The sequence below is a fragment of the Sorangium sp. So ce834 genome, assembly GCF_051521425.1.
In the GTDB taxonomy this organism is placed as follows: Bacteria; Myxococcota_A; Polyangia; order Polyangiales; family Polyangiaceae; genus Sorangium; species Sorangium cellulosum_D.
Genome location: NZ_CP150351.1, coordinates 12,533,219 through 12,554,919, shown reverse-complemented (window position 1 = coordinate 12,554,919; position 21,701 = coordinate 12,533,219). Strand labels below are relative to the sequence as shown.

The window sequence follows — 21,701 nt, the reverse complement described above, 5'->3', positions numbered from 1 at the left end:
GTTGTCCGGTCGCGGCGACGCGCGGATCGACGCGTGGCCGAGGGGGGACGCGGCGAGCGCCTGGTCGGGGCGTTCGCTGCTCGGGCATGTGATCGGCGACAAGTACGGGGTCACCGCGATCATCGGGGAGGGGGGCATGGGCGCGGTGTACGAGGCCGAGCACCTCCAGATCGGGCGGCTTGTCGCTGTCAAGGTGATGCACCCGCGGGAGACGCAGCAGCGCGAGGCGATCTCGAGGCTGGAGCACGAGGCGCGGGTCGCAGGGCGGATCGGTCATCCGAACATCTGCGAGGTCTACGACATGGGGTGGCTCCCTGACGGCAGCCCCTACCTTGTCATGGAGCGCCTCCACGGTGAGACGCTGGCGCAGCGGATCGAGCGCTACGGGGTCATGCCGCCGAGCGAGCTCGTGGACATCATGCTGCAGGTCCTCTCCGCGCTGGTGACCGCGCACGAGCGGGGGATCGTGCACCGCGACCTGAAGCCGGAGAACATCTTCCTCTCGGAGCGCGCCGGCATGTTGCCGGTTGCCAAGCTGCTCGATTTCGGCATCTCCCAGGCGTCCGACATGGATGGGACGTTGGATCTGACCCGCACCGGCATGGTGATGGGCACGCCGTACTACATGGCGCCCGAGCAGGCTCGGGGCGACATCGAGCTTGACCACCGGCTCGATCTGTGGGCGGTAGGCGTGATCCTCTACGAGGCGCTGACCGGCCAGCGTCCGTTCGTCGCGCGCAACTACAACGCGCTGCTCGTCCAGATCCTGACGCTCTGGCACCGCCCGGTGACGGAGCTCGATCCCACGATTCCGCCCGGGCTCTCGCGCCTGGTGGATCGCGCCCTGGCGAAGGAGCGCGACGAGCGCTTCCAGAGCGCTCGGGAGTTCCAGGAGGCGCTGCGGCGGTTCAAGAACCAGGTACCGATGTCGCAGAAGCGCCGGGTGGATCGCGTCGCCGTGCAGAGCCTCATCGAGGATCGAAACGACGACGGAACGATGATGTTCGCGCGGGTGGGAGGCGAGCAGGACGCCGGCGAGCCCGGTCGCGTCGTCGTCGCGAGCGGCCGCTCGGCGCCGGAGGTGGCGAGGAAGGGTTCTTGGATCGCCGACGGCGGCACGGGGCTTCCGCTGCGTCACAGCGCGTGGTCGACGCGGGCTCCGGTGGCCGCGAGCGACGCGGGGGCGGTGCGCAGGCGGAGCGAGCCGGTCGCCGAGGTGGTGGACGGGCCGTCTCGGGATGACGAGGCGGAGGATCGGCCGACGATCCCTTCGTTGAGCCCGCTAGGGAGGGGGGCGGAGCTCTCGGACGACAATGAGGCGACGGTGGTTGATCCGCCTGCGTTCCCGGAGGACATGACGACGGTCGTCCGCGGTGAGGGTCGCGCGCGAGGCGGCGACCAGAGCTGACACGGGTGTGAGCGCAGGAGCGAGGTGAGCGCAGTGGATGCGATCGAGCGCGTGGTGGCGCGTGGCGTCGTGAAGACGTACGGAACGACGGCGGCGCTGCGGGGCGTGAGCGCGACCATCGAATCGGGCCGGTTGACGCTCATCGAAGGGGCGAACGGCTCGGGCAAGTCGACGCTGCTCGGGATCCTGGGCACCGTGATCCGCCCGACGTCGGGCGACGTCAGCTACGAGCCGCTCGGGGACGACCCCGGGCTGATTCGAGGCACCATCGGCTGGCTGTCTCACGAGTCGCTGGCGTACCCGGACCTCTCTGGCCGGCAGAACGTCGAGCTGGCGGCCAGCTTCCACGGGCTCGATGCCCAGGAAGCGTGGCGCCGAGCGGAGGAGCGCTTCGAGCTCGGGAGCTTCGCGGTGCGCCCGCTGCGCACGTGCTCGCGTGGCCAGCGGCAGCGCATCGCGCTCGCGCGAGCGCTCGTGCACGAGCCCTCCCTGGTGTTGCTGGACGAGCCCACGACCGGCCTGGACCGGTCTGGTGTCGCGCGGCTGCTCACGGTGGTGGAAGCCGAGGTGGCGCGGGGCGCCGCCGTGGTTGTGGTCTCGCATGAGCCGGAGGTCTTCCGGCATCGAGCCGCCGCGCGTGTCGTGCTGGATCGCGGTCGCGTCGTCGCCGACGCGAGCTGAGCCATCTCGGGAGCGAGACGCGAGCACAGATAGGTGACCACCGTGCGTGGCCTGCTGCACGCCTGCGGACACAAGCTCGCGACCTGCACCACCGAGGGGTTCATCGCGCTGCTGAACGCGGCCGCCCTGCCGGCCGAGACCCGTCAGCTGGTCGGACCCTTGGTGACCGCGCCGGAGGTGCTCAACCCGCAGATTGCGCTGCTCGATGCCGCGATCGACCAGCTGTGCGCCCACGAGCCGGTGATCACGGGGCTGACCACGGCGCCCGGCGTGGGGCTGGGTCTTCGCCGCCGGTCGTGGATGAAGCCAAGCGCTTCCGCCACGCTCACCAGCTCGCCTCGTACCTCGGCCTGCTTCCCTTGGAGGACACCTCCGGGGAACGCGATAAGCGACGGCTGGGCGCGATCACAAAGCAAAGCAACGCGTACATGCGCCTCAGGATTGATCACATTTTTCCGCCTCCTTCGCGGCGCTCCAGCCCTGGGCGAGGATGAGGAGCTGCTCGTAGCCGCGTCCCAAGGTCTGCCAGCCGGGCTCGCCGTTCCTCCGGAGGTGTCCGCCGAGCGCGGCGATTGCCAGGAAGGCATCGCGGGCGGTGGTGTTCTCGGGCAACGGCTTGCGGGCGAAGGCCCGTAGCACCTCGAGCTGGGTGGGCGTGAGCACGGCGCTCGCGGGCTGTTCCGGTGCGCGCCGGGCCTCGCTGCGCAGCAACAGTGGATGCCACGCGATGGGGGCGAAGAGCGCCAGCACGTTGCGCAAGCCGTGCAGGTCCTCGATCTGGCGCTTCTCGTAGGCGCATCCGGTCTTCAGGGCCTCGAAGAACTCCTCCACCATCCAGCGCGCCCGGTACCAGTCGACCAGCTGCGTCAGCTGCTCGTCGGACTCGAGCGGCTCGTTCGTGAGCAGCACCCACTCGACCGGCGCCTCGCCCGGCGGCGGAGCGAGCTCCCAGACGCGTACGACCTGAAGCGAGAGCGTCGCAGGCATCTCACGCGGCTGCGATCTCGGTCGTCGCAGCGTCACGCGCGTGCTTCCAACGGCGAGCTTCGCCAGGCGCATTGCCCGTGGGGTGGTCGTCGCGCACGTGCGTGCTCCGGGGTGAGTACGCCGAGCGGGCGGCGCGCTCCATCGGCACTGAGCGCCAGGGTGAAGTGGGCGAAGAAGTCTGCCCGGAGGAGTGCAGCCGACCGAGCCCCTGTCGCTGGCCGTCGGTGCGGAAAGAGAGGGTCGTGGTGTCATGGACGGCGAGCACGACCGGCTCGGCCGCCATGCGCGCGAGGGTGGTGCGCACGTGGGGAGCCAGGATTGCCGGCGGCGTGACGGCCTCGTTGCCGAAGAAGCGGTACGCCGCCTCCAGCTCGCTGTCGGACAGCAGCGAGGGGAAGCTCTTGTCCGGCGCCTGCGCCAGCTTCTGCACCAGCTTGGTCTGGCGCTTCGAAAGCCGCGCGTCGCCGAAGTGGGCCTCGCTCATCTCTTCGGCGAGTGAGGCCGCGTGCTCTGCTGCAGGTGAACCCATCCGCTGCGAAGGAGCTGCCGCGCTGCGCATCCTCGCTGTCGGCGGCACGGCCTGCACCAACACATTCGTTTGCCCAGCTGGCCGAGCGTACACGCCTGCGCCTGCATGCCCCGGCGGCAGGTGTGTGATTTACCGGCGCAAGATAACAGGCCGCCATCGCCGTCGGCCGTGCGTCCTGACGTGGTACGCGCTCGGGGGCCGCAGGGGCGAGGTGCTGTGCTGGTCAGCACCGGCCGAAGTTTGGCGCCGAGGACCGTCGAGCACGAAGGCGAGTGCTGGTCGCTCGAGAGCACCTCCCGTGATGCCAGGGATAGAGGCGAGCTCGGCACCGAGCAGCCGCGCTCCGGGAGAGAGCGCGGCGTCGAGCCAGCCGCTCGGTTCACCTGCTCCTCTACGCGGTCGCGATGCTCTGGTACACCCGGAGCGCTGCAATGTCGGCTGGGCGAGGCCGATCACAGCGCCCTGGTGCTCGCTCAAGCGCTCGCCCTCCAAGGCCCTGGGCAGCCCTCTCCTCTCTCTCGCAGGCTCGTGACGAACACGGGAGGGGGAGAGAGCGCAGCGGCAGCACGCCGCGGGCGCCTCGTAAAGGATGTCCGGGTGGTCGAGCCCCACCAGCACGACGTCATCAGGAGCGTGCGCGCTCAACCAGATCCGCGTTCGTCAGTCCCGTCCCGAGGGGGGAGGGGAGGGGAGCGCGCCGGCGCTCTCGACGATCACCCCGGGCGCCTTTTGCGTCCCGACACAAGACGCCACGACGTCCGGCGAGATGGCGCTGGCGCAGCGGCGTGCCGCCCGGTGCGGCGAGACCGACTCCGGGAAGCGGTACGGCGCCGGCTCGGGCTGAACCGAGCTGACAGTGACCATCTGATCGGCTTCGCTCACCGAGAGACCGTCCACGCCCGGCTCGATCGGCTTCAGTTCGCAGACTTTGTCGCCGCGAGCTGCCAGCGCAGCGACGAGCGCGACCGCCGTGTGCGTCTTGCCGACGCCGGTGCCGGTTCCGACCACCGCGACCCGGAGCTGACCTGTTTCACGTGAAACAGCACCGCCTCTCATCGCAGCGCCTCGCACAATCCTGCGAGGGCACGCTTGGGATCGACCCCGACGCTGGAACCAGACGGAACATGCGTCGGGTCGGTCGAAGCTGGCGGCAGATCCGGTCGCGTTCGGACGCGACCTGGCCCGGCTTCTGGCGGGCGGAACTAGGTGCGGAGTCGCGCCAGAACGAGCTCGGCTGCGGCGAGCGACGCCGGCGCTGTGGGCTCCGCACGCGGCATCTCCACGGCGCCCGTGGTGATGCCGAGCGCTTCGAGCTCCCCCGCGTTGGTTCCGGTCGAAGCATCGGGAGCTGCCGGCGCGTTCAGCACCACCTGCGCCGGCGGCACACCAGGGGCGAGAGCGCGCAGGGCCAGCACGGCGCTGGCCACCTCGTGAAGAATGCCCAGCCGGTCGAGGCCCACCAGCACGACGGCATCAGGAGCGAGCGCGCGCACGAGGTCTGCGTTCGTCAGCCCCGGCGCGAGAGGCGAGAGGAGCGCGCCGGCGCTCTCGATGATCACCCAGGGCGCCTTTTGCTTCCCGACCCACGCCGTCACGACGTCCAGGGAGATGGCGCTGGCGCAGCGGCGTGCCGCCAGGTGCGGCGAGACCGGCTCCGCGAAGCGGTACGGCGCCGGCTCGGGCTGAACCGAGCTGACAGCGGCCAGCTGATCGGCGTCGCTCACCGAGAGGCCGTCCACGCCCGACTCGATCGGCTTCAGACCGCAGACTTTGTCACCGCGAGCTGCCAGCGCAGCGACGAGCGCGACCGTCGCGTGCGTCTTGCCGACGCCGGTCCCGGTTCCAACCACCGCGACCCGGAGCTGACCTGTTTCACGTGAAACAGGACGGCCTCTCATCGCAGCGCCTCGCGGAATCCTGAAAGGGCACGCTCCACGTCGGCCTCCGAGAGCGACGCGCTGGTCGTGATGCGGAGCCGAGACGTGCCCGCCGGGACCGTCGGCGGGCGGATCGCCTGGACGAGGATCCCCTCTCGTGCGAGGCGCTGGGACATCTCCACGGCGGCACCCGGCGACTTCAAGATCCAGGGGAGGATGGGGCCCGATGAACCCGGGAGCAGGGGGGCCCCCAGCGCGTGCAGGCCAGCCCGGAGCTGGCGCGTGACCATGGTCAGTCGTGACCGACCTGCATCGTCGGCAGCGGCACGACGGACGCGGTCCACCGACGCGAGCGCCACCATGGGGCTGATGCCGGTCGAGAACACGAAGCTCCTCGCGCGGTTCCACAGGTAAGTCCGCAAGGTCGAGGAGCCCGCGACGAAGGCGCCGTGGAGCCCGATCGACTTGCCGAGCGTGCCGATGAGCACGTCGGGGCGAACGCCGACCTCGGAGCACAGGCCAGCACCGCGCGGACCATGGATGCCAAGGGCATGCGCCTCGTCCACCACCAGCGCGGCGTCATGACGGTCGCACAGCTCGCGGAGGTAGCGCAGGTCGGGGCTGTCGCCATCCATGCTGAAGAGCGATTCGGTCACGACCCACCGGCGGCGAGCGCCCCGGCCGCGTACGAGAGCGCTCTCGACCGCCTCCACGTCAACGTGGCGGACCACCTCGATGGCCGCTCCCGAGAGACGGCAGCCGTCGATGAGCGAGGCGTGGTTCAGGGCATCCGAGACGATGACATCCCCCGGCCTGGCCAGCGCGGCGACCGTGCCGACGTTGGCCGCGTACCCCGAGGAGAACAGGAGCGCCGCCTCCATGCCCAGCCACGCGGCGATCTCGCGCTCGGCCAGGAGATGGGCTTCGTGCGTCCCGCTCACGAGACGGGACGCGCCCGCACCGCTCGCAGCTCCGCCCTCCGACATCCAGGGGAGGGCGGCGTACCCGAGATAGTCGTTCGAACACAGCACTAGCATCCCCGGACCAGCCGCGGTCGCCGGAGGGGTGCGCAGCAGGCCCGCACGCTCAAGCTCGGAGAGCTCGTCCTGCAGGTGACGAAGGGCGTTCACCCCTTCGGGCGTCGACGTGGGCGGGCGGGGAGCTTCATCCATGGGTGCAGGCATGCCATCTCCGTCGGCAGCCGGGCCAGTCCGTAGGACCGCACGGCGCATGGGGATTCACGCTCAGGGCGTGCTGCCGTTCGCTTCGCCCGAAGACGGCGAGTCCGGGCCGACGCCGAGCACCGCGTCGACCCGCTGCAGGATCCGGCCGAACGCATCCCGCGCGCGGCCGGCGATCGTGGCCGTCCGGGTCCGCTCCTGCTCCAGGTCGTGGGCGAGCGCGATCGCCGCCAGCAACATGGCCTGCGGCGTCACAGCACGGCCGGCGGGCACAACCGTGGCGAGCTTCTGGTCGACGACAGCCGCGAGCCGCTGGAGCTCTTCATCGCTCGCGGAAGTCACCACGCGGTAGGTCTGACCCCCCACCCGTAGCTGCACGGTGCGGCGCGCCATAGCCCCCGGACGCTACCATGAACCCCGCCGGGCGCGCAGAGCGGCCTGCACCGTGCGAACGGAGTGACTCGCCGGTGACAAACGGGGCCAGCGAGCGCGCCGAGACCCGGAGACGCGCTCCGCGATCCGGTCGGAGAGGCACGCTCGCGACGGCTCGCAGAATTCCAGCGCGCCCGCCGGCAGCGCCCTGTAGCATCGCCCCATCATGCCTACGGCGGGCCGCCCAGCTGCCTCGGTTGCCGCCCTCCTGGGGGTCGTTCTCGCGCACGGCACGGCCCGCGCCGAGCCCCAGACGAGCGTCGGCGTCACCCTGGGCGTCGCCGGCGCCGGCCTCGAGCGGCGGTGGTGGGATGCCACCGCCTTTCACGCGGGGCTGCGAGGCGACGTCCTGTTCGGCCGCGGCGCCAATGACGACTTCGGCATCGGCCCGTACGCCGAGGTGCTCACCCACGGGTTCGACGAGCTCCAGGCCGGCGCGGGCATCTCGGCGCTCGCGCCCGTCCTCGACCTGTTTCCGCTGATCGTCTCCACCGGGCTCTACGGCCGGTGGAGCGACGACGCCGACGCGCTGGAGCCGGGGATCGCCGCCGCCGTCTTCTGGGGGGCCCGCAGCTACAACTTCCACTCGCCCTACGTCATGAGCACAGGGCTGCTCGCCCAGATGCGGCTCGGGCTCGGCGCCTCCAGAGAGACCGCGATCGTCCTCGCTGCCCAGCTCGACGTCGCGCTGCTGGGCCTCCCGTTCGTTTATCTCTTCAATGTGCTGACAGGACCGTCACCGGAAGCGGCCCCGGTGCGGCGCGCTGAATCGGCGCGGTGACGGCGCCCTGGGCCAGCGCCCAGGGCGGGCGCCCCGGGCCAGCGCCCAGGGCGGGCGCCCCGAGCCAGCGCCCGGGTGCCCCGGGCCGCAGCCCGGGTGCCCCGGGCCGCAGCCCGGGTGCCCCGGGCCGCAGCCCGGGTGCCCCGGGCCGCAAGAGAGCCCTGGAGGGGGCCCTGGCGCGGGCTACAGGCCGAAGCTGTTGATGTAGTCGGCGCAGGTCCGACCGAGGTTGCGGCAGTCCTGCGGACCCCGCTGGCCGGGGCAGGTCGCCTCGACCTCATCGTTGTCCTCGCACGCCTCGCTCGCGGAGCTGGAGCAGCAGGTGTCCGGGGACACGTCGACGCAACGGCTGCACGCGAAGCAGACCCGGATCGGGTAGGACCACTCGGAGGTCTCGACCTCCTGGCCACCCAGCGTCCTGCCCCGCACCACCACCGTCGCCACCACCTGGACGTCGCGGCCGAGAGTCGCGGCCCGGCGGCGCAGGCTGTCCATCGTGGCGCCGTCGAGCAGGAGCACCTCGGCGCAGTTGTAGCCGGCGTCGCTGCCCGTTCCGGGATCGACCATGCCCGTGATCGGAACCACGTAGCCCTCCGTCACGGCATTGCCCTCGATGTCGTCGACGCGGACCTCCGCCTCGTAGAGGTGGACGCGCGACGTCTCGGTGCGGAGCACGTCCGGGTCGCCGCGCTGCACGATCTGGTTGCCCACGAGGAGCGTCGCGCTGTGGCTACCCGAGTACGCAGCGTCGACCGCGTCCTCGGTCCAGAACGGCTCGTCAGGGCTGCAGGTCACGGTGCAGTCCCCCGTCCGCGCCATGCGCATCCGGACGAACAGGCTGCTCTCGTTATCGGCGCATGCAGACGCGAGCAGGCCGCCAGACACCGCGAGCAGCGCGAGCGCACAGAGCCTCCTCGCGAGGCCGGACGTCGCGGCCACCGACCCTTCTCCTTCATCAGCCATGGCAAACGCCTCCACCGCGGAAATGAGCATCAGCGGCGACTATCGAGAACCGCTGGCGCAGGTCGCCCCTGCCGGATCGTGTCGCGCGAGCCGACCCACGACCTGGCCGAAAAGAGTAGCGGGTCGGCGCGCCGAGCGGCAAATTCGCGGTGGCCGTACGTCGCGTAAGCTGACGTAAGCCGAGTAACCGGCGTGACCGGCGTGACCGGCGTGACCGGCGTGACCGGCGTGACCGGCGTGACCGGCGTGACCGGCGTGACCGGCGTGACCGGCGTGACCGGCGTGACCGGCGTGACCGAGCGACGTTGACCGCGCCTCGCGGGAACCACGCGTGAGCTCGAGATACGCTACGATGCCAGCGGCCCGATGAGCAAACCCGAGGAGAGCGATCCCGTCGCCGCGTGGAGCCGCCTCGCGATCACCGAGCGCGCCGAAGGCGTGCGCATCTCGGTCCAGGTGCGCCCCAAGTCGTCGCGCTCCGCCATCGTCGGCGTGCGCGAAGGGGCGCTCGACGTGTCGCTGACCGCGCCGCCCGTTGAAGGCGCCGCCAACGCGGAGCTCGTCAAGCTGCTCTCGCGCGCGCTCGACGTGCGCCAGAGCGATGTCCAGATCGCCCTCGGCGCGAGCGGCAGGAGCAAGGTCGTCGCCGTCCGCGGGCTCAACGAGACCGAGGCGCGAGCGCGGCTCGCCGGGGCGAAGCGATGAAGGAAACCGTCGTCCGGTTCGAGAAGTGGGAAGGTCTTGGCAACGACTTCATCCTCGTCGAGGCGGTCCCGATGACCGCCGAGGCGGCGCGGCGCCTCTGCGACCGCCGGTTCGGGATCGGCGCCGACGGCGTGCTGGTCATCGATCGTGAGCGGCGCGAGCGGCCCACGATGCACGTCTGGAACGCCGACGGGAGCCGCCCGGAGATGTGCGGCAACGGCATCCGCTGCGTCGCGGCCTACCTCGTCTCCCGAGGGACCCCGCAGAAGGCGCTCACCATCGCGACCGACGCCGGCGACAAACGGTGCGAGGTCACCCGGGTAGGAGACCGCTTCGACGTGCTCGTCGACATGGGCCGCGCCCGCCTGGGCGAGCCGCTCGTGGTCACCGCGCTCGGCGCGGAGCACCGGTTCGCGACCGTGGACGTCGGCAACCCGCACGCGGTGACGTTCGACCCCTACGCCGAGGACACGATCGACGAGCTCGGGCCGATCGTCGCGACAACGCCGGCCGAGGGCATCAACGTCGAGTTCTGCCGCGCTCGGCCGACCGAGCAGGCCGAGGGCGCGTGCATCGACGTGACCGTCTGGGAGCGCGGCGTGGGCCGGACGCTGGCGTGCGGCACGGGCGCCTGCGCCGTGGCGGCCGCGGCGTGCGCGCAGGGCCGCGCGCCGTACGGAGCGCCCGTCCGCGTGGTGCTGCCGGGCGGCTCGCTGCGCATCACCGTCGCCCCCGGGTCCCTGGAGCTGCTCATGCAAGGCCCGGCGCGCCGGGCGTTCTCGGGCGAGGTGGTGATCGCGTGACCGCCTCGGTCGAGGGGGTCTGGAGCCCGAGCCGGGCGCCGGTCCACGACATCTCGCTCAAGGTGCTCGCCGTCATCGCCGACGAGGCGACCCACACGCTGTTCTCGCGGGTCATCACGTCGGACGAGCTGATGCTCGCCAGCGATCTCGCGGAGGGCATCGCCCTGGCCGAGACCGCGGCGCCCGACGTCGCCTTCATCGACGTCGGGCTCGGCGACGGGGCCGGCCTCGCGATGGTTCACCACCTGAAGGCGCTCGCGCCCGAGGCGACCGTCTTCGCGCTGGCGACGCGGGCGCAGCTCGAGGCGGGCGCCCACGCGGTCGCGCTCGGCGGCGCCGGGCTCTTCCTCCTGCCGCTCGGGGGGGACGAGGTGCTGAACGCGGTCGGCTCGGTGCGGGTGCGCTTCGTGGAGCGCGCCCTCCGGGTGCAGCTGGAGCAGGAGTCCGCGCGGAGCGCGCGGGCGGCCGGCTGGATCGCCCGCGTGGCCGAGCTCGCCGACGCGCGCGACCGCAACGCGGCGGCCCAGCAGCTCGCCGAGGTGTTCGTCGAGGCGACCGGCGCGGCCGCGGCCGCCGTGTACCTGACCGTCGGAGAGCGCTCCACCGAGCTGACCCGCTCGGCGCTGACCGGGCCGCTCGATCGCGCGCCGGCCTACGGGAGCGAGGCCGACATCCTCGACTTCGCCCGGCGCGAGCAGCTCATCGTCGTGCCGCTCGCCCTCCGCCGGCTGTCCGCGGGGCACCTCCTGCTCCAGAAGGAGCCCGGCCGCAGCTCCGCGTTCCCGTCGGTCAGGCGCCCCGATAGCAGCGTCTCCACGTCCCGGCGCGCCCCGCTCCTCGACGGCCTCGTCAAGCTGCTCGCCACGCAGGCGACCACGGCGCTCGCCCTGCTCGGCGAGCGCGAGCGCTCGACCGGCGGCGCCGCGATGAAGGACCCGGCGTCGAGCGCCTACTCGTTCGCCTACTACGTCGACGTCGCCGGCCGGGAGATCGACAAGGCCAAGCGGCACGGCCGCCGGTTCACGATCGCGACCATCGTCATCGAGCCCGACGCGATCGCCGCGCCGGAGCGCCCGGACGACCTCGCCTACTGGCGCGCCACGCCGCCGCCCCCCGCGAACGGGCTCAACCCCGGTCAGGTCGCCGAGCACCTGCTCCGCGCCGTGCGCGACACGGACATCCTGGCCCGGGTCGACGAGAACGAGTTCCACCTCCTCATGCCCGAGACCGCCGGGCTGGAGGCCCACGCGTGCCATCGGCGGATGCTCTCGCGCGTCGCCGGGAGCGAGAAGCGGGCCGGGTACCTGCCGAAGGGGCTGCTCGTCGGGATCGCCACCTTCCCCCACGACGGCCAGGGGCTCGCGCAGCTGCTCCGCATCGCCCGGCGGCGCGCCGAGGCGACCAAGTCCTCGATCCTGCACCGCATCCCGCAGGATCGACGGAGCATCGGCGAGATCTTCAGCCTGCTCGTGCGCGAGGCCCCGAGCGCCGAGGGCCCGTCCGCGATCTCGGCGCCGCGGGCGCTCGATCTGTCGGTGTCCGATACGGTCCTGCTCGCGACCTCGGTGATCCGGAACGCGCTCCGCGGGGGCGCCGTGCTCATCCTTGTCGCCCACCACGACGGGCTCAGCCTGGGCGCGCAGGTCAAGGCGCTGCTCGCGTCGCCGCGCGACGACGTCGTGGTGCACGCCCTCGACCTCCGCTCGGCGCCGGGGTGCGACGACATCGAGGCGCTCTGCGTCCTCGCGGAGCACGGCGCGTATGCCCTCGTCGGGCGGAACCAGGGGGGCTTCGTGAAGGGTATCCACGCCGCCGATCCGCTGCTCGCGGACTTCCTCGCCGAGCGGCTCGGCCGCGCGGCCGGGCTGCGGGTCTTCGGCTGACTCGGAGGGCGCCGTCCAGTGTCTCGCAGGGTGCTGTTGGTCGATTCGGACGTGGACGCGCTGGGCGCGCTCGCGTCGGCGCTGAGGGCGCGTGGTCTCACCGTGACCAACGCGAACGGCGCGTTCGAGGCGGTGGAGCAGGCGTTCAAGCGCCGCCCCGACGTCGTGCTGGCCGCGAGGGCGCTCGACGAGGACAGCGCGCTCGCGGACGCGTTCGCCGCCGTCCCCGACCTCGCCGAGACGCCCATCCTGTTCGTCGTCGACGACGCCGAGGCCGAGCTCGGCCCCGACGACGTCCTGCGCAGCGACGTCGATCACATCGTCTCGCGCATCACCGAGGCGTCCCCGCGCGGCTCCAAGCCGACGGTGCTGCAGGAGATCCGCGGCGATCTCCAGCAGGTGCCGCTCGTCGACCTGCTCCAGCTGCTCGCGATGAACCGCCGGAGCGGCGTCCTCGGGATCACCACGCCCGCCGGCGCCGGCGAGCTCCGGCTCTCGGCGGGGGAGGTGATCGACGCCGTGTACCGCCGCCTCGAGGGGGAGAAGGCGCTCTACCGGCTGCTCGGCGAGCGCGACGGGCAGTTCGCGTTCTCCCCCGGCGAGCCGACCAGCGCGCGCCGGCTCATCGCGCCGACGTCGCGGCTCCTGATGGAGGCGCTCCGCCAGGTCGACGAGGTCCAGCGCCGCCGCGCCGAGCTCGCCCCGGCCGGCGAGGCCTTCCTGGTGACCGAGCCGTCGAGCGACGATCTCGACCTGTCCCCGCTCCCGAGCCACGAGCTCTTCAGCGCCGTCGCGATCTCCGGCGGCGCCGTCGCGGCGGACGACGCGAGCGCCGCGACCTCCGTGCCCGACATCACGGCGCCGGCGCCCGTGGCGATGCCGGCCAGCGCGGCGCGGGGCGGCCGCGGCTCGATGCCGCCGCCGCCGACGCTCCGCGCGGCCGAGTCGACCGCGCCCAAGGCGGAGGCGACGCGCTCCCCGACGGCGCCGCCGCCGTCGCTCGGGGAGCCGACGGAGCGCGCGATCGTGGCCGAGAAGCTCACGGCGCTGCTCCAGATGCCGCACAACCTCGACGAGCTGCTCGACGAGATCGGCGCGCCGGATCTCCTGATCCTGGAGGTCTTGATGGAGCTCACGGAGGCCGGGAAGATCCGCCGCATCTCGCTCGCCGACCTCACCACGCCGTTCGCGCCGGCGGAGCACTTCCCGGTGCTCCGGTCGCTGGTGACGCGCCTCGCCCGGCCGGGCTTCGCGCCGCCGCCGCACCTCGTCATCGCCGCGAGCGCGCGCCGCATGACGATGCTCTCCCACGCGGTCCGCCGCATCGCGGACGCGATCGTCCCGGCCGAGCCGCCGCCGCACGCGCCGCTCCCGAGGCCGCTCGGCGTGATCCGGCTCGGCGACGGCGTCGAGCTCGCCCTGGTCGGCCTCCCCACCGAGGAGACCTTCGCGCCCACCTGGGCGCTCGCCCTGCACGGCGCGGCCGCGGTCGTCCGGCTCGGCGACGCCAGGGAGGACGCGCTGTCCGCGCACTGCGAGGCGCTCGAGCTCCTGTTGCTCGACGCAGAGGCCATGATGGGTCCGCTCGATTTGGCCTCTCCCGGACAGATCACGCTGCTCGTTCGCGCCGCGCTCGAGGCCGCCGCAGGGGTGTGAACCGCCGACACCAAGGTTGATTCGAACGGATCTTCCGAGGTTTCTCGCCTCGAAAACCAGCCGCCGTATCGGCGCTTGCAGCGTTGCAAGGGCGGGTTTCTGCTATCGTCGTCGATGCCCTCGCTTTCAGCAGCTCGGCGAGGAGAGGAGCGCGATCGTGCTGATCGGAGTCCCCAAGGAGATCAAGACACGTGAGTACCGCGTGGGCATGACGCCCGCGGGAGTCCGGGCCATGGTCGGCCACGGGCACAGGGTCCTCGTGGAGTCCGGCGCAGGCGAGGGCAGCGGGCTGTCCGACGAGGCCTATGCGCGCGCGGGTGCCCTCATCGCGCGATCGGCGGCGGAGGCGTGGAGCGCCGACATGGTGGTGAAGGTGAAGGAGCCGCTCCCCTCGGAGTACGGCCACTTCCGTCCGGGCCTCGTCCTCTATACCTACCTGCACCTGGCGGCCGAGCCCGATCTCACGAAGGAGCTCGCCCGGCGCGGCGTGACCGGCGTCGCGTACGAGACGATCCAGCTCGAGGACGGCTCGCTGCCGCTGCTCCGGCCGATGAGCGAGGTGGCCGGCAGGATGGCGGTCCAGGTCGGCGCCTCGTGCCTCGAGAAGGAGCGGGGCGGCAAGGGCGTGCTCCTCGGCGGCGTGCCGGGCACGCGGCGCGGCCGCGTGGCGATCCTCGGCGGCGGCGTGGTCGGGCGGAACGCGGCGACCATCGCGGTCGGGATGGGGGCGCAGGTCACCGTGCTCGACGTGCGCGCCGAGACGATGAGCTACCTCGAGGACGTCTTCGGGGGCGCGATCGAGACGCTCTACTCGAACGCGGAGAACATCGAGACGATGTGCGAGCGCGCCGATCTCGTCATCGGCGCGGTGCTCGTGCCCGGCGCCAAGGCGCCGCTGCTCGTGACCGAGGACCACATCCGCTGCATGGAGAAGGGGACCGTCGTGGTCGACGTCGCCGTGGATCAGGGCGGCTGCATCGCGACCTGCCGCCCGACGACCCACGACCACCCGACCTACGAGGTGCACGGGGTCGTCCACTACTGCGTCGCCAACATGCCGGGCGCGGTGTCGCACACGAGCACCTGGGCGCTCACGAACACGACGATCGGCTACGCCGTGGCGATCGCCAACCAGGGCATCGCGGCCGCCGCCAAGGCCGATCGGGCCGTGGCGCTCGGCATCAACACCCACGGCGGACACGTGACCTACGGCCCCGTCGCCGCAGCCCACCGGTTGGAGTACGTGCCGGTCGAACGCGCGCTCGGTTGATCCCGGAGCGCGACCCCGTGGCAGCCGGCAAGAAGAAGAAGATCGCGATCATCGGCGGCGACGGCATCGGTCCGTCCGTCACCGCCGAGGCCAGGCTCCTGCTCGAGCTCTACCAGGCGCGCGCAGGGCTGCCGATCGACCTGTGGGACCTCGACCTCGGCGCCGACCGGTACCTGCGCGACGGGACGACCTTCCCGAACCAGATCCAGGTGGCGATCCAGCGCGAGTGCTCGGCGGTGCTCCTCGGCGCGCTCGGCGACCCGCGCGTGCCGAACCTCGAGCACGCGCGCGACATCCTCTTCGGGATGCGCTTCGGTTACGACCTCTACGCCAACGTGAGGCCCGTCCGCGCCCTGTCCGATCGGCTCGTCCCGCTCAAGGGCCGCGCGGCGAAGGACATCGACTTCGTCGTGTTCCGCGAGAACACCGAGGGCATCTACGTCGGGATGGGCGGCCAGTTCAAGCGCGGCACCCCGGACGAGGTCGCCATCAACGAGGACGTGAACACGAGGAAAGGGGTCGAGCGGATCATCCGCGCGGCCTTCGACTACGCGCGCGCGACCGGCCGGACGCGGGTCACGATGGCGGACAAGTCGAACGCGATGCGACACGCGCACGAGCTGTGGTTGCGGGTCTTCCACGAGGTGCGCGCCCAGTACCCGGAGATCCAGTCGAACCACGTCTACGTGGACGCCCTGTGCCTGTACCTCATCCAGGATCCGTCGCAGTTCCAGGTCATCGTGACGAACAACCTGTTCGGCGACATCGTGACCGACCTCGGCGCGGCGCTGCAGGGCGGGCTCGGCATGGCCGCGAGCGCGAACGTGCACGCGTCGGATCCGGCGCGGGTCGCGCTGTTCGAGCCGGTCCACGGGTCGGCGCCGCCGCTCGTCGGCAAGGACGTGGCGAACCCGTTCGCGGCGATGCTCACCGCCGGGCTGATGCTCGCCCACCTCGGGTGGCCCGAGGAGGAGCGCCGCATCGAGCGCTGGGTCTCCCAGGCGCTCGACCAGGGGATGTGCACGGCCGACGTCGGCGGCGCGCTCGGGACCCGGGCCGCAGGGGCGTGGGTCCGGGAGCAGATCGCCGCGGAGCTGGGCTCGCCGTGAGGTGACCCGGGGGGCCTGGCGCGGCCGACGCGCGGGCCTGGCGCGGTGGCCGCGCGGGCGCGATCGCCGAGAAGTTCGGGTGTCCGATCCTCCTGTGATACGGGACCGCCAATGGGCGTAGGATCGAGGGCGGTGGAGCACGCGGGGCCGCGGAGCAATGCAGCGGGCGAGGCTCGGCACGAGCGGCTGGGCGGGGCGCGGGCCGAGTTCGTGGCGAACCTGGGTCGCCGTGTGGCGGAGCTCCGCGCGGAGCTCCGGCGGATCGAGGCGAACGACGATGCGCCGCGGCTCATCGAGGACCTGAAGCGGCGCCTGCACTCGCTCGGCGCCGGGGCGCGGCTCCTGCGCTTCGCGCGCGTCGCCGAGCGGCTCGCCGAGGGGGAGTCGGCGCTCGCCGCCGCGGCCGGCGGCCGGCTCACCGGCGAGGCCGCCGCGACCCTGGGGAAGGTGCTCGAAGAGCTGCCCGCCCTCGCGTGGGGTCAGGCGGCGATGGGCGAGACGGCGGCGACGCCGCGCGAGCAAGCGAGGGAGTCGCGCGAGCGGGTGATGGCGTCGCGCGAGCAGGTGATCGCGCCTCGCGAGCCGGCGGCGGCGCAGGGCGCGCGCGCGGGCGCGGCGAGCGCGCGCAGCGCCGGCGCCGGGCAGGAGGAGGCCGCGGGCGCGGGCGGCGCGAAGGGCCAGGCCCCGACCTGGATCGCGGGCGTGAACAACGGGCGCGCCCTCGCCCCCGAGCCGCTCACGCTCGACGACGAGGAGGAGGCGAGCGCGCGCCCGTCCTCGCCGCGCAGCGCGGAGCAGGCGCGCGCCGTCGAGGCCCAGGAGACCGCGCCGCTCGAGGCGCCGATCACCGTCCTCGTCGTGGGCGGGGCGCCGCTCGCCGAGGCGCTCGATCCGGGGAGCGCCGGCGCCGGGCCGTCGTTCGAGGTGGAGCGCACCGACGAGATCGACACGGCGATCGATCTCGCGCGCGCGTTCGCGCCGGACGTGGTCCTGCTCGACGCGGATCTGCCGGGGGCGCGCGCGCTGGCGGAGGCGCTCGCCGCCGATCCGCTGACCGACCTGGTCCCGGTCGTCGCCGTCGGGCGCTTCGCGCGGCCCGAGGACGCGGCCCCGTACGTGGCGCTCGGCGCCGCGCGCGCGCTCGCGAAGCCGGCGTCGCCCGACGCGCTCCGGCGCGCCGCCGCGGAGGCCGCGGCGAGCTGCGTGCTCCTCCGCCAGCCCGCGCGCGCGCCGCTCGGGGCCGTCAGCCTCGACGATCTCGGGGCGCGCCTCGCCGAGGAGCTGCGCCGCGGGCTCTGCGACGCCGCCGAGCCGAGGAGCCGCGGGGCGCACGTGGACCTCGGCGATGGCGCCGAGGTGCTCGCGGCGCTCTGGGGCGCGGTGGCGCGCATCCGCGATCTCGTGACGATCCGCTCGCACGGCGGCGTGCGGTTCACGCCGAACGGGCCGGAGGGCGCGCTGCCGCTCGCGCCGTGGATGGCCGCGCCGGGCGCGCCCGAGGGCGAGCGCTCGCGGCTGCACAGCGAGATCCGCGCGAAGGGGCCCGCGCGCGGGGCCGCGAGCGCCGCGGCGCCGATCGACGCGGCGCTCGACGCGATGGACATCGTGGTCGCGGACGACGATCCGGCGGTGACGTGGTTCCTGGCCGGCGTGCTCCGGGCCGCGGGCGCGAAGGTGCACGAGGCGCACGACGGCGCGCGGGCGCTCGACCTCGCGTACCAGACGACGCCGGACCTGGTCGTGAGCGACGTGCTCATGCCGCGCCTCGACGGCTTCGCCCTCTGCCGCGCGCTCAAGCGCGACGTGGCGCTGCGCGACGTGCCGGTGATCCTGCTGTCCTGGAAGGAGGACCTGCTCCAGCGGCTCCGCGAGCTCGGCGCCCAGGCCGACGGTTATCTCCGCAAGGAGGCGAGCGCCGCGGCCTTCGTGCAGCGGGTGAACGAGGTCCTGCGGGGCAGGCGGCGCGTGGCCGAGCGCGTCGCGACCGGCGGCGAGGTCCGCGGGCGGCTCGACGGCATGACGACGCGGACGCTGCTGTCGCTCGCGTGCGCGCGCCGGCCCGACGCGCTCGTGTCGGTGCGCGACGCGGCGTTCCTCTACGAGGTGCTGATCAAGGACGGCCGCCCCGCGGCCGCGACCCGGACGGCGCAGGACGGGACGTTCCACCGCGGCCCCTCGGTGCTCGCGGCGCTGCTCGGCGTCGGCTCGGGCCGCTTCGCGGTGGCGCCCGCGCCGGAGGACGAGCTCCGGGCGCCGCCGCGCCCCGGGTTCGAGGGGACGCTCGCGGAGCAGCTCGTGCCCGCGATCGCCGCGGCCCGGGCGGCGCAGCGGCTGCTCCACGGGCCGCCCCTCATGCAGGTCGAGCGCGTCATCCTCGATCTGGAGGGGATGGGCGCCACCGCCGAGGCGACGCCCGAGCCGGCGCGGGCGCTCCTCAGGGCGCTCGCCCGCGGGAGCTCGCCGCGGTCGATCATCACCTCGGGGGAGTTCGCCGCGAGCCTCGTCGAGGACGTGCTGAACGACGTCGCGGCCCGCGGCGGCGTGCGGCGCGTGATCGGCCGCGCGGGCGAGGATCTGCTGGCCCCCGCCGTGGTCCGCGAGGAGGAGACGCTCCGCGGCGTGCGGCGCGCCTCGGAGCGGCCCGCGCCGGCCGTGGCGCTGCCGCCGGAGCTCGGCGAGGGCGGCGCCGCGTCGTCGCGCGCGCCGGTCGAGCTCGGCGACGACCAGCTCACGGTGGTGCCCGGCTCCGTGGCGCCGGTCCCGGCGGCGCCGGTCCCGGCGGCGCCGGCGTCCGGCGCGGCGGCGTCGATCCCGGTGGTGTCGGCGGAGCCGGCGTCCTGGTCGGCGGCGTCGATCCCGGTGGTGTCGGCGGCGCCGGCGTCCTGGTCGGCGGCGTCGATCCCGGTGGTGTCGGCGGCGCCGGTGTCCGGCTCGGCGGCGTCGATCCCGGTGGTGTCGGCGGTGCCGGCGTCCGGCTCGGCGGCGTCGATCCCGGCGGTGTCGGTCGACGGCGAGGACGAGATCGCGGCCGCGAGCGCGCGCAGGGCGCTCGCGAGCGCCAGGATCCCGAGCGATCTCGCCGAGCTCCAGGGCGAAGCGGCCAGCGCGCGCGCGACGTGGACCACGCCGGCCGAGGCCGCGGCGCTGGCGGCCGGCGTCACGCCGGCCGTGCCGGGCGTGGCGCCGGCGCCGGCGCCGCGCAGGCCGGAGGCGACGCTGCCCGCGCTCGAGGTCCCGAAGCCCGAGCGGCTCCTGACGCTGGGCTCGCTCCCGCCGCCCCCGGTCGTCGAGGCGCCGGCTCCGCCGCCCGCGGCGCTCCGGGCGCCCGCGCCCCCCGCGGCGCGGGGCGCGGCGTCCGGCCCGGCGCCCACCGTCGACGAGTCGCCCACGCCGCGCCGGGTGCGCCGGCCGTCGGCGTACGTGCCCACGCCGCCGCCGCCGGCCCGCGACAACCGCATGACCATGTGGGTCCTCTTCGCGGTGGCGGCCTTCGTCTTCGCGGTGGCCGCGCGGCTGTCGCGCGATCACGAGCTGCAGGGCGCCCCGCCGCCCGCCCAGCCGCCGAGCCCGCCCGCGGCGGAGCCGCCGGCCGCCGCGGCGCCGGCCGCCGCCGACACGTCGGGCGCCGTCACGCCGGGCGCCGCCGGCACGGCCGTCGCTGCGGCGGCGCCGGCCGCGGCTGCCGCCGGGCCGGTCGGCGAGACGACCACGAACCCCGTGCTCCCCGAGGATCTGCCGCTCGCCGCCGGGCAAAAGGTCCCCGAGGGGCACGGCATGCTGGAGGTGATCGCCGGCTCGGGCGACACGCTCTTCGTGGACGGGCGCAAGGTGGGCACCGGCAGCGTCAAGCTGCCGCTGGCGCCGAAGGACGGCGCCTACGAGATCCGGGCGAGGCTCCGGGACGAGGAGCGGGTGCGCTTCGCGCTCGTCAAGGCCGGCCGCCTCACCCGGCTCCGCATCGCGCCGCCGTGGCGCCGCTGAGCGGCGTTCACCCGCTTCGGATACGGGCCCATCTCGACGTTTTCGGTGCTCAGCGCACTGGAGTGCGCTTCCGCGCCGAAAACGCCGAGCTGGACCCGTCTCCTGTGCGGGTGAACGCCGCTCTGTAACGCATGTGCCAGAGACGGGCGAAAACCGCTCCAGCACCGATCACGCTACTCCTATGCCGGCGGGTTCTCGACGGCGGAATCGGCCTTCGCCTTCTTCGACCCCTGCGAGCTCTTCTTGAAGAACCGACCCGGCCAGTCCTTCGGGAGCCGCCGCTCTTCGGCGCGCTGGATCAGCAGGCCGTAGCGTGTCCGCCGCGCGGCGTTGATGTCGTCCACGAACCGGACGATCTCGCGCACGCGCTGATCGGCGGTGGCCGCGGCGGCGCGCCGCCGCTCCTCGACCGCGACGTCGCCCCGGGCGATGTCCTCCTCGAGCCGCGCGCCGAGCGCCTGGAGGGCGGCCTCGCGCTCGGACTTCAGCGAGGCCGGCCACGCGCGCACCACGTCGAGCTGGCTCTCCAGCCCGAGCCGCACGATCTCGTGGCGCGCCTTCTTGAAGTAGCGCTTGCGCTGCGGCGCGTCCCGGTCGCGAAAGGCCCGGAGCAGCTCGTTATCGAGCTCGTCGACGGTGTCGTCGAGCAGGTCGTCCTCGGTGTCGACGCCCGCCTGCGCGACGATCTCGGCGCGCCACGCGCTCCGTTGCCCGGCGTTCACCTGGGCCCAGCGCTCCACGAGCGCGCCGGCCTCGGGCGCGAGATCGCTCGCGTTCTTGTCCGTGAGCAGCCGCGCCTCCTCGTAGACCAGCACACTCCAGATATGGTCGAGGGAGTCGTCGTGATGGATGGTGTTGATGGCCATGGATTCCCCTCTCGTTCTGCCTTCGAGCGCGGCCGGCGGAGCGCCGGGCGCGCGTCGAGGAGCGCAGAGGCTAAGAAGAGCGATCGAGCTCGTCAACCGAGCGAGGCGGCGCCAGGGGCGATGTCGGCGGCCAAGCAAGCTTCCGACGCGGCGCCAGGGGCGATGTCGGCGGCCGAGCAAGCTTCCGACGCGGCGTCAGGGGCGATGTCGGCGACCGAGCAAGCTTCTGACGCGGCGTCGGGGGCGACGTCGGTAGCTGCGCCGGCGTCCGGCGCGGCGGCGGGAGCGATGTCGGCAGCTGCGAGGGCTTCCGACGACGCAGGAAGCAATGCTGCTCGCCGAGCGGGCGCCTGACGGGCACTGCGGGTCATGTCGGTGGCTGCGCGAGCCTCCGCAGGCATTCCCAACGGCATCCTCGTCGGTTCCACGAGCTCACCGCCAACGAGGATCGACCCCGGTGAGCTCAGCATGGGCGACACCCAGGGCGATGGGCGGGCGATGTTGTTGATGCACCGTGTCCCATCGATATCGCCTTGCTGCGCCTCCGGCGCGGACGGCCGAAAGCATTTTCGACGCAGCGCAACCCCTG

The 21,701-nt window shown here is 73.4% G+C and carries 19 protein-coding genes; 11 read left to right on the top strand and 8 right to left on the bottom strand.

All coding sequences use genetic code 11. The features are described 5' to 3' along the window. Position 1: 1 nt before the first annotated feature. From WMF20_RS46265 to WMF20_RS46255, 3 genes are all read left to right on the top strand, one after another. A complete protein-coding gene (locus WMF20_RS46265; protein ID WP_437608130.1) occupies positions 2-1,408 on the top strand; it encodes a serine/threonine-protein kinase in 1,407 nt (468 codons plus the stop codon). A 24-nt stretch (positions 1,409-1,432) separates the two neighbouring features. Next, positions 1,433-2,089: an ATP-binding cassette domain-containing protein gene (locus WMF20_RS46260; RefSeq protein WP_437608129.1), complete on the top strand. Its 657-nt coding sequence runs from the start codon at positions 1,433-1,435 to the stop codon at positions 2,087-2,089. 224 nt (positions 2,090-2,313) lie between these two features. Beyond that, positions 2,314-2,583 (top strand): transposase, encoded by a 270-nt coding sequence (locus tag WMF20_RS46255; protein WP_437608128.1) that lies wholly within the window; start codon positions 2,314-2,316, stop codon positions 2,581-2,583. Here the strand turns inward: WMF20_RS46255 and WMF20_RS46250 are convergent. The 6 genes from WMF20_RS46250 to zapA form a co-directional block, all read right to left on the bottom strand. Continuing rightward, the gene (locus tag WMF20_RS46250) at positions 2,525-3,076 is read right to left on the bottom strand and encodes a transposase (RefSeq protein ID WP_437608127.1); all 552 of its coding nucleotides are present in this window, start codon (positions 3,074-3,076) and stop codon (positions 2,525-2,527) included. The genes WMF20_RS46255 and WMF20_RS46250 overlap by 59 nt on opposite strands. A 1-nt stretch (position 3,077) precedes the next feature. Then, positions 3,078-3,560 carry an IS4/Tn5 family transposase DNA-binding protein gene (locus WMF20_RS46245; RefSeq protein ID WP_437608126.1) on the bottom strand — a complete coding sequence of 161 codons (483 nt, stop codon included), beginning with the start codon at positions 3,558-3,560 and terminating at the stop codon, positions 3,078-3,080. 705 nt (positions 3,561-4,265) lie between these two features. Beyond that, a complete protein-coding gene (locus tag WMF20_RS46240) occupies positions 4,266-4,661 on the bottom strand; it encodes a dethiobiotin synthase (RefSeq protein ID WP_437608125.1) in 396 nt (131 codons plus the stop codon). Between the two features lie 146 nt (positions 4,662-4,807). Next, a complete protein-coding gene (gene bioD / locus WMF20_RS46235; RefSeq protein ID WP_437608124.1) occupies positions 4,808-5,503 on the bottom strand; it encodes a dethiobiotin synthase in 696 nt (231 codons plus the stop codon). After that, positions 5,500-6,654: an aminotransferase class I/II-fold pyridoxal phosphate-dependent enzyme gene (locus WMF20_RS46230; protein ID WP_437608123.1), complete on the bottom strand. Its 1,155-nt coding sequence runs from the start codon at positions 6,652-6,654 to the stop codon at positions 5,500-5,502. Before WMF20_RS46230 ends, bioD begins: the two co-directional genes overlap by 4 nt. Before the next feature lie 72 nt (positions 6,655-6,726). Then, a complete protein-coding gene (gene zapA / locus WMF20_RS46225) occupies positions 6,727-7,056 on the bottom strand; it encodes a cell division protein ZapA (protein ID WP_437569757.1) in 330 nt (109 codons plus the stop codon). A 205-nt stretch (positions 7,057-7,261) separates the two neighbouring features. Between zapA and WMF20_RS46220 the strand changes: the two genes are divergently transcribed. After that, positions 7,262-7,876 (top strand): hypothetical protein, encoded by a 615-nt coding sequence (locus WMF20_RS46220; protein WP_437608122.1) that lies wholly within the window; start codon positions 7,262-7,264, stop codon positions 7,874-7,876. 183 nt (positions 7,877-8,059) lie between these two features. Here the strand turns inward: WMF20_RS46220 and WMF20_RS46215 are convergent, their stop codons facing one another. Next, a complete protein-coding gene (locus WMF20_RS46215) occupies positions 8,060-8,839 on the bottom strand; it encodes a hypothetical protein (protein WP_437608121.1) in 780 nt (259 codons plus the stop codon). A gap of 366 nt (positions 8,840-9,205) precedes the next feature. Between WMF20_RS46215 and WMF20_RS46210 the strand changes: the two genes are divergently transcribed. The 7 genes from WMF20_RS46210 to WMF20_RS46180 all read left to right on the top strand — a co-directional run bounded on the left by WMF20_RS46210 (position 9,206) and on the right by WMF20_RS46180 (position 20,246). Continuing rightward, a complete protein-coding gene (locus WMF20_RS46210; protein WP_129580181.1) occupies positions 9,206-9,544 on the top strand; it encodes a DUF167 domain-containing protein in 339 nt (112 codons plus the stop codon). Continuing rightward, entirely contained in the window at positions 9,541-10,347 is an 807-nt protein-coding gene (dapF, locus tag WMF20_RS46205; protein WP_437608120.1) for a diaminopimelate epimerase, read from the top strand. The genes WMF20_RS46210 and dapF overlap by 4 nt, the downstream gene beginning before the upstream one ends. Then, positions 10,344-12,230, top strand: coding sequence for a diguanylate cyclase domain-containing protein (locus WMF20_RS46200; protein WP_129580179.1), 1,887 nt, complete (start codon positions 10,344-10,346; stop codon positions 12,228-12,230). The genes dapF and WMF20_RS46200 overlap by 4 nt, the downstream gene beginning before the upstream one ends. Before the next feature lie 36 nt (positions 12,231-12,266). Then, entirely contained in the window at positions 12,267-13,886 is a 1,620-nt protein-coding gene (locus WMF20_RS46195) for a DUF4388 domain-containing protein (RefSeq protein ID WP_437608119.1), read from the top strand. 157 nt (positions 13,887-14,043) lie between these two features. Continuing rightward, positions 14,044-15,156: an alanine dehydrogenase gene (gene ald / locus WMF20_RS46190; RefSeq protein WP_437608118.1), complete on the top strand. Its 1,113-nt coding sequence runs from the start codon at positions 14,044-14,046 to the stop codon at positions 15,154-15,156. Positions 15,157-15,173: 17 nt separating this feature from the next. After that, positions 15,174-16,265 carry an isocitrate/isopropylmalate dehydrogenase family protein gene (locus WMF20_RS46185; RefSeq protein ID WP_437608117.1) on the top strand — a complete coding sequence of 364 codons (1,092 nt, stop codon included), beginning with the start codon at positions 15,174-15,176 and terminating at the stop codon, positions 16,263-16,265. Positions 16,266-16,397: 132 nt separating this feature from the next. Next, positions 16,398-20,246: a response regulator gene (locus WMF20_RS46180; protein WP_437608116.1), complete on the top strand. Its 3,849-nt coding sequence runs from the start codon at positions 16,398-16,400 to the stop codon at positions 20,244-20,246. A 179-nt stretch (positions 20,247-20,425) separates the two neighbouring features. On the opposite strand, the gene WMF20_RS46175 is transcribed toward WMF20_RS46180, so the two are convergent. Next, a complete protein-coding gene (locus tag WMF20_RS46175) occupies positions 20,426-21,112 on the bottom strand; it encodes a hypothetical protein (RefSeq protein WP_437608115.1) in 687 nt (228 codons plus the stop codon). Positions 21,113-21,701 lie beyond the last annotated feature (589 nt).

Bases quoted from the DNA above. Each gene is read 5' to 3' on its own strand.
- WMF20_RS46250 (WP_437608127.1), bottom strand. From the start codon at position 3,076: ATGCCTGCGACGCTCTCGCTTCAGGTCGTACGCGTCTGGGAGCTCGCT.
- WMF20_RS46245 (WP_437608126.1), bottom strand. From the start codon at position 3,560: ATGAGCGAGGCCCACTTCGGCGACGCGCGGCTTTCGAAGCGCCAGACC.
- WMF20_RS46240 (WP_437608125.1), bottom strand. From the start codon at position 4,661: ATGAGAGGCGGTGCTGTTTCACGTGAAACAGGTCAGCTCCGGGTCGCG.
- bioD (WP_437608124.1), bottom strand. From the start codon at position 5,503: ATGAGAGGCCGTCCTGTTTCACGTGAAACAGGTCAGCTCCGGGTCGCG.
- WMF20_RS46230 (WP_437608123.1), bottom strand. From the start codon at position 6,654: ATGGATGAAGCTCCCCGCCCGCCCACGTCGACGCCCGAAGGGGTGAAC.
- zapA (WP_437569757.1), bottom strand. From the start codon at position 7,056: ATGGCGCGCCGCACCGTGCAGCTACGGGTGGGGGGTCAGACCTACCGC.
- WMF20_RS46220 (WP_437608122.1), top strand. From the start codon at position 7,262: ATGCCTACGGCGGGCCGCCCAGCTGCCTCGGTTGCCGCCCTCCTGGGG.
- WMF20_RS46215 (WP_437608121.1), bottom strand. From the start codon at position 8,839: ATGGCTGATGAAGGAGAAGGGTCGGTGGCCGCGACGTCCGGCCTCGCG.
- WMF20_RS46210 (WP_129580181.1), top strand. From the start codon at position 9,206: ATGAGCAAACCCGAGGAGAGCGATCCCGTCGCCGCGTGGAGCCGCCTC.
- dapF (WP_437608120.1), top strand. From the start codon at position 9,541: ATGAAGGAAACCGTCGTCCGGTTCGAGAAGTGGGAAGGTCTTGGCAAC.
- WMF20_RS46175 (WP_437608115.1), bottom strand. From the start codon at position 21,112: ATGGCCATCAACACCATCCATCACGACGACTCCCTCGACCATATCTGG.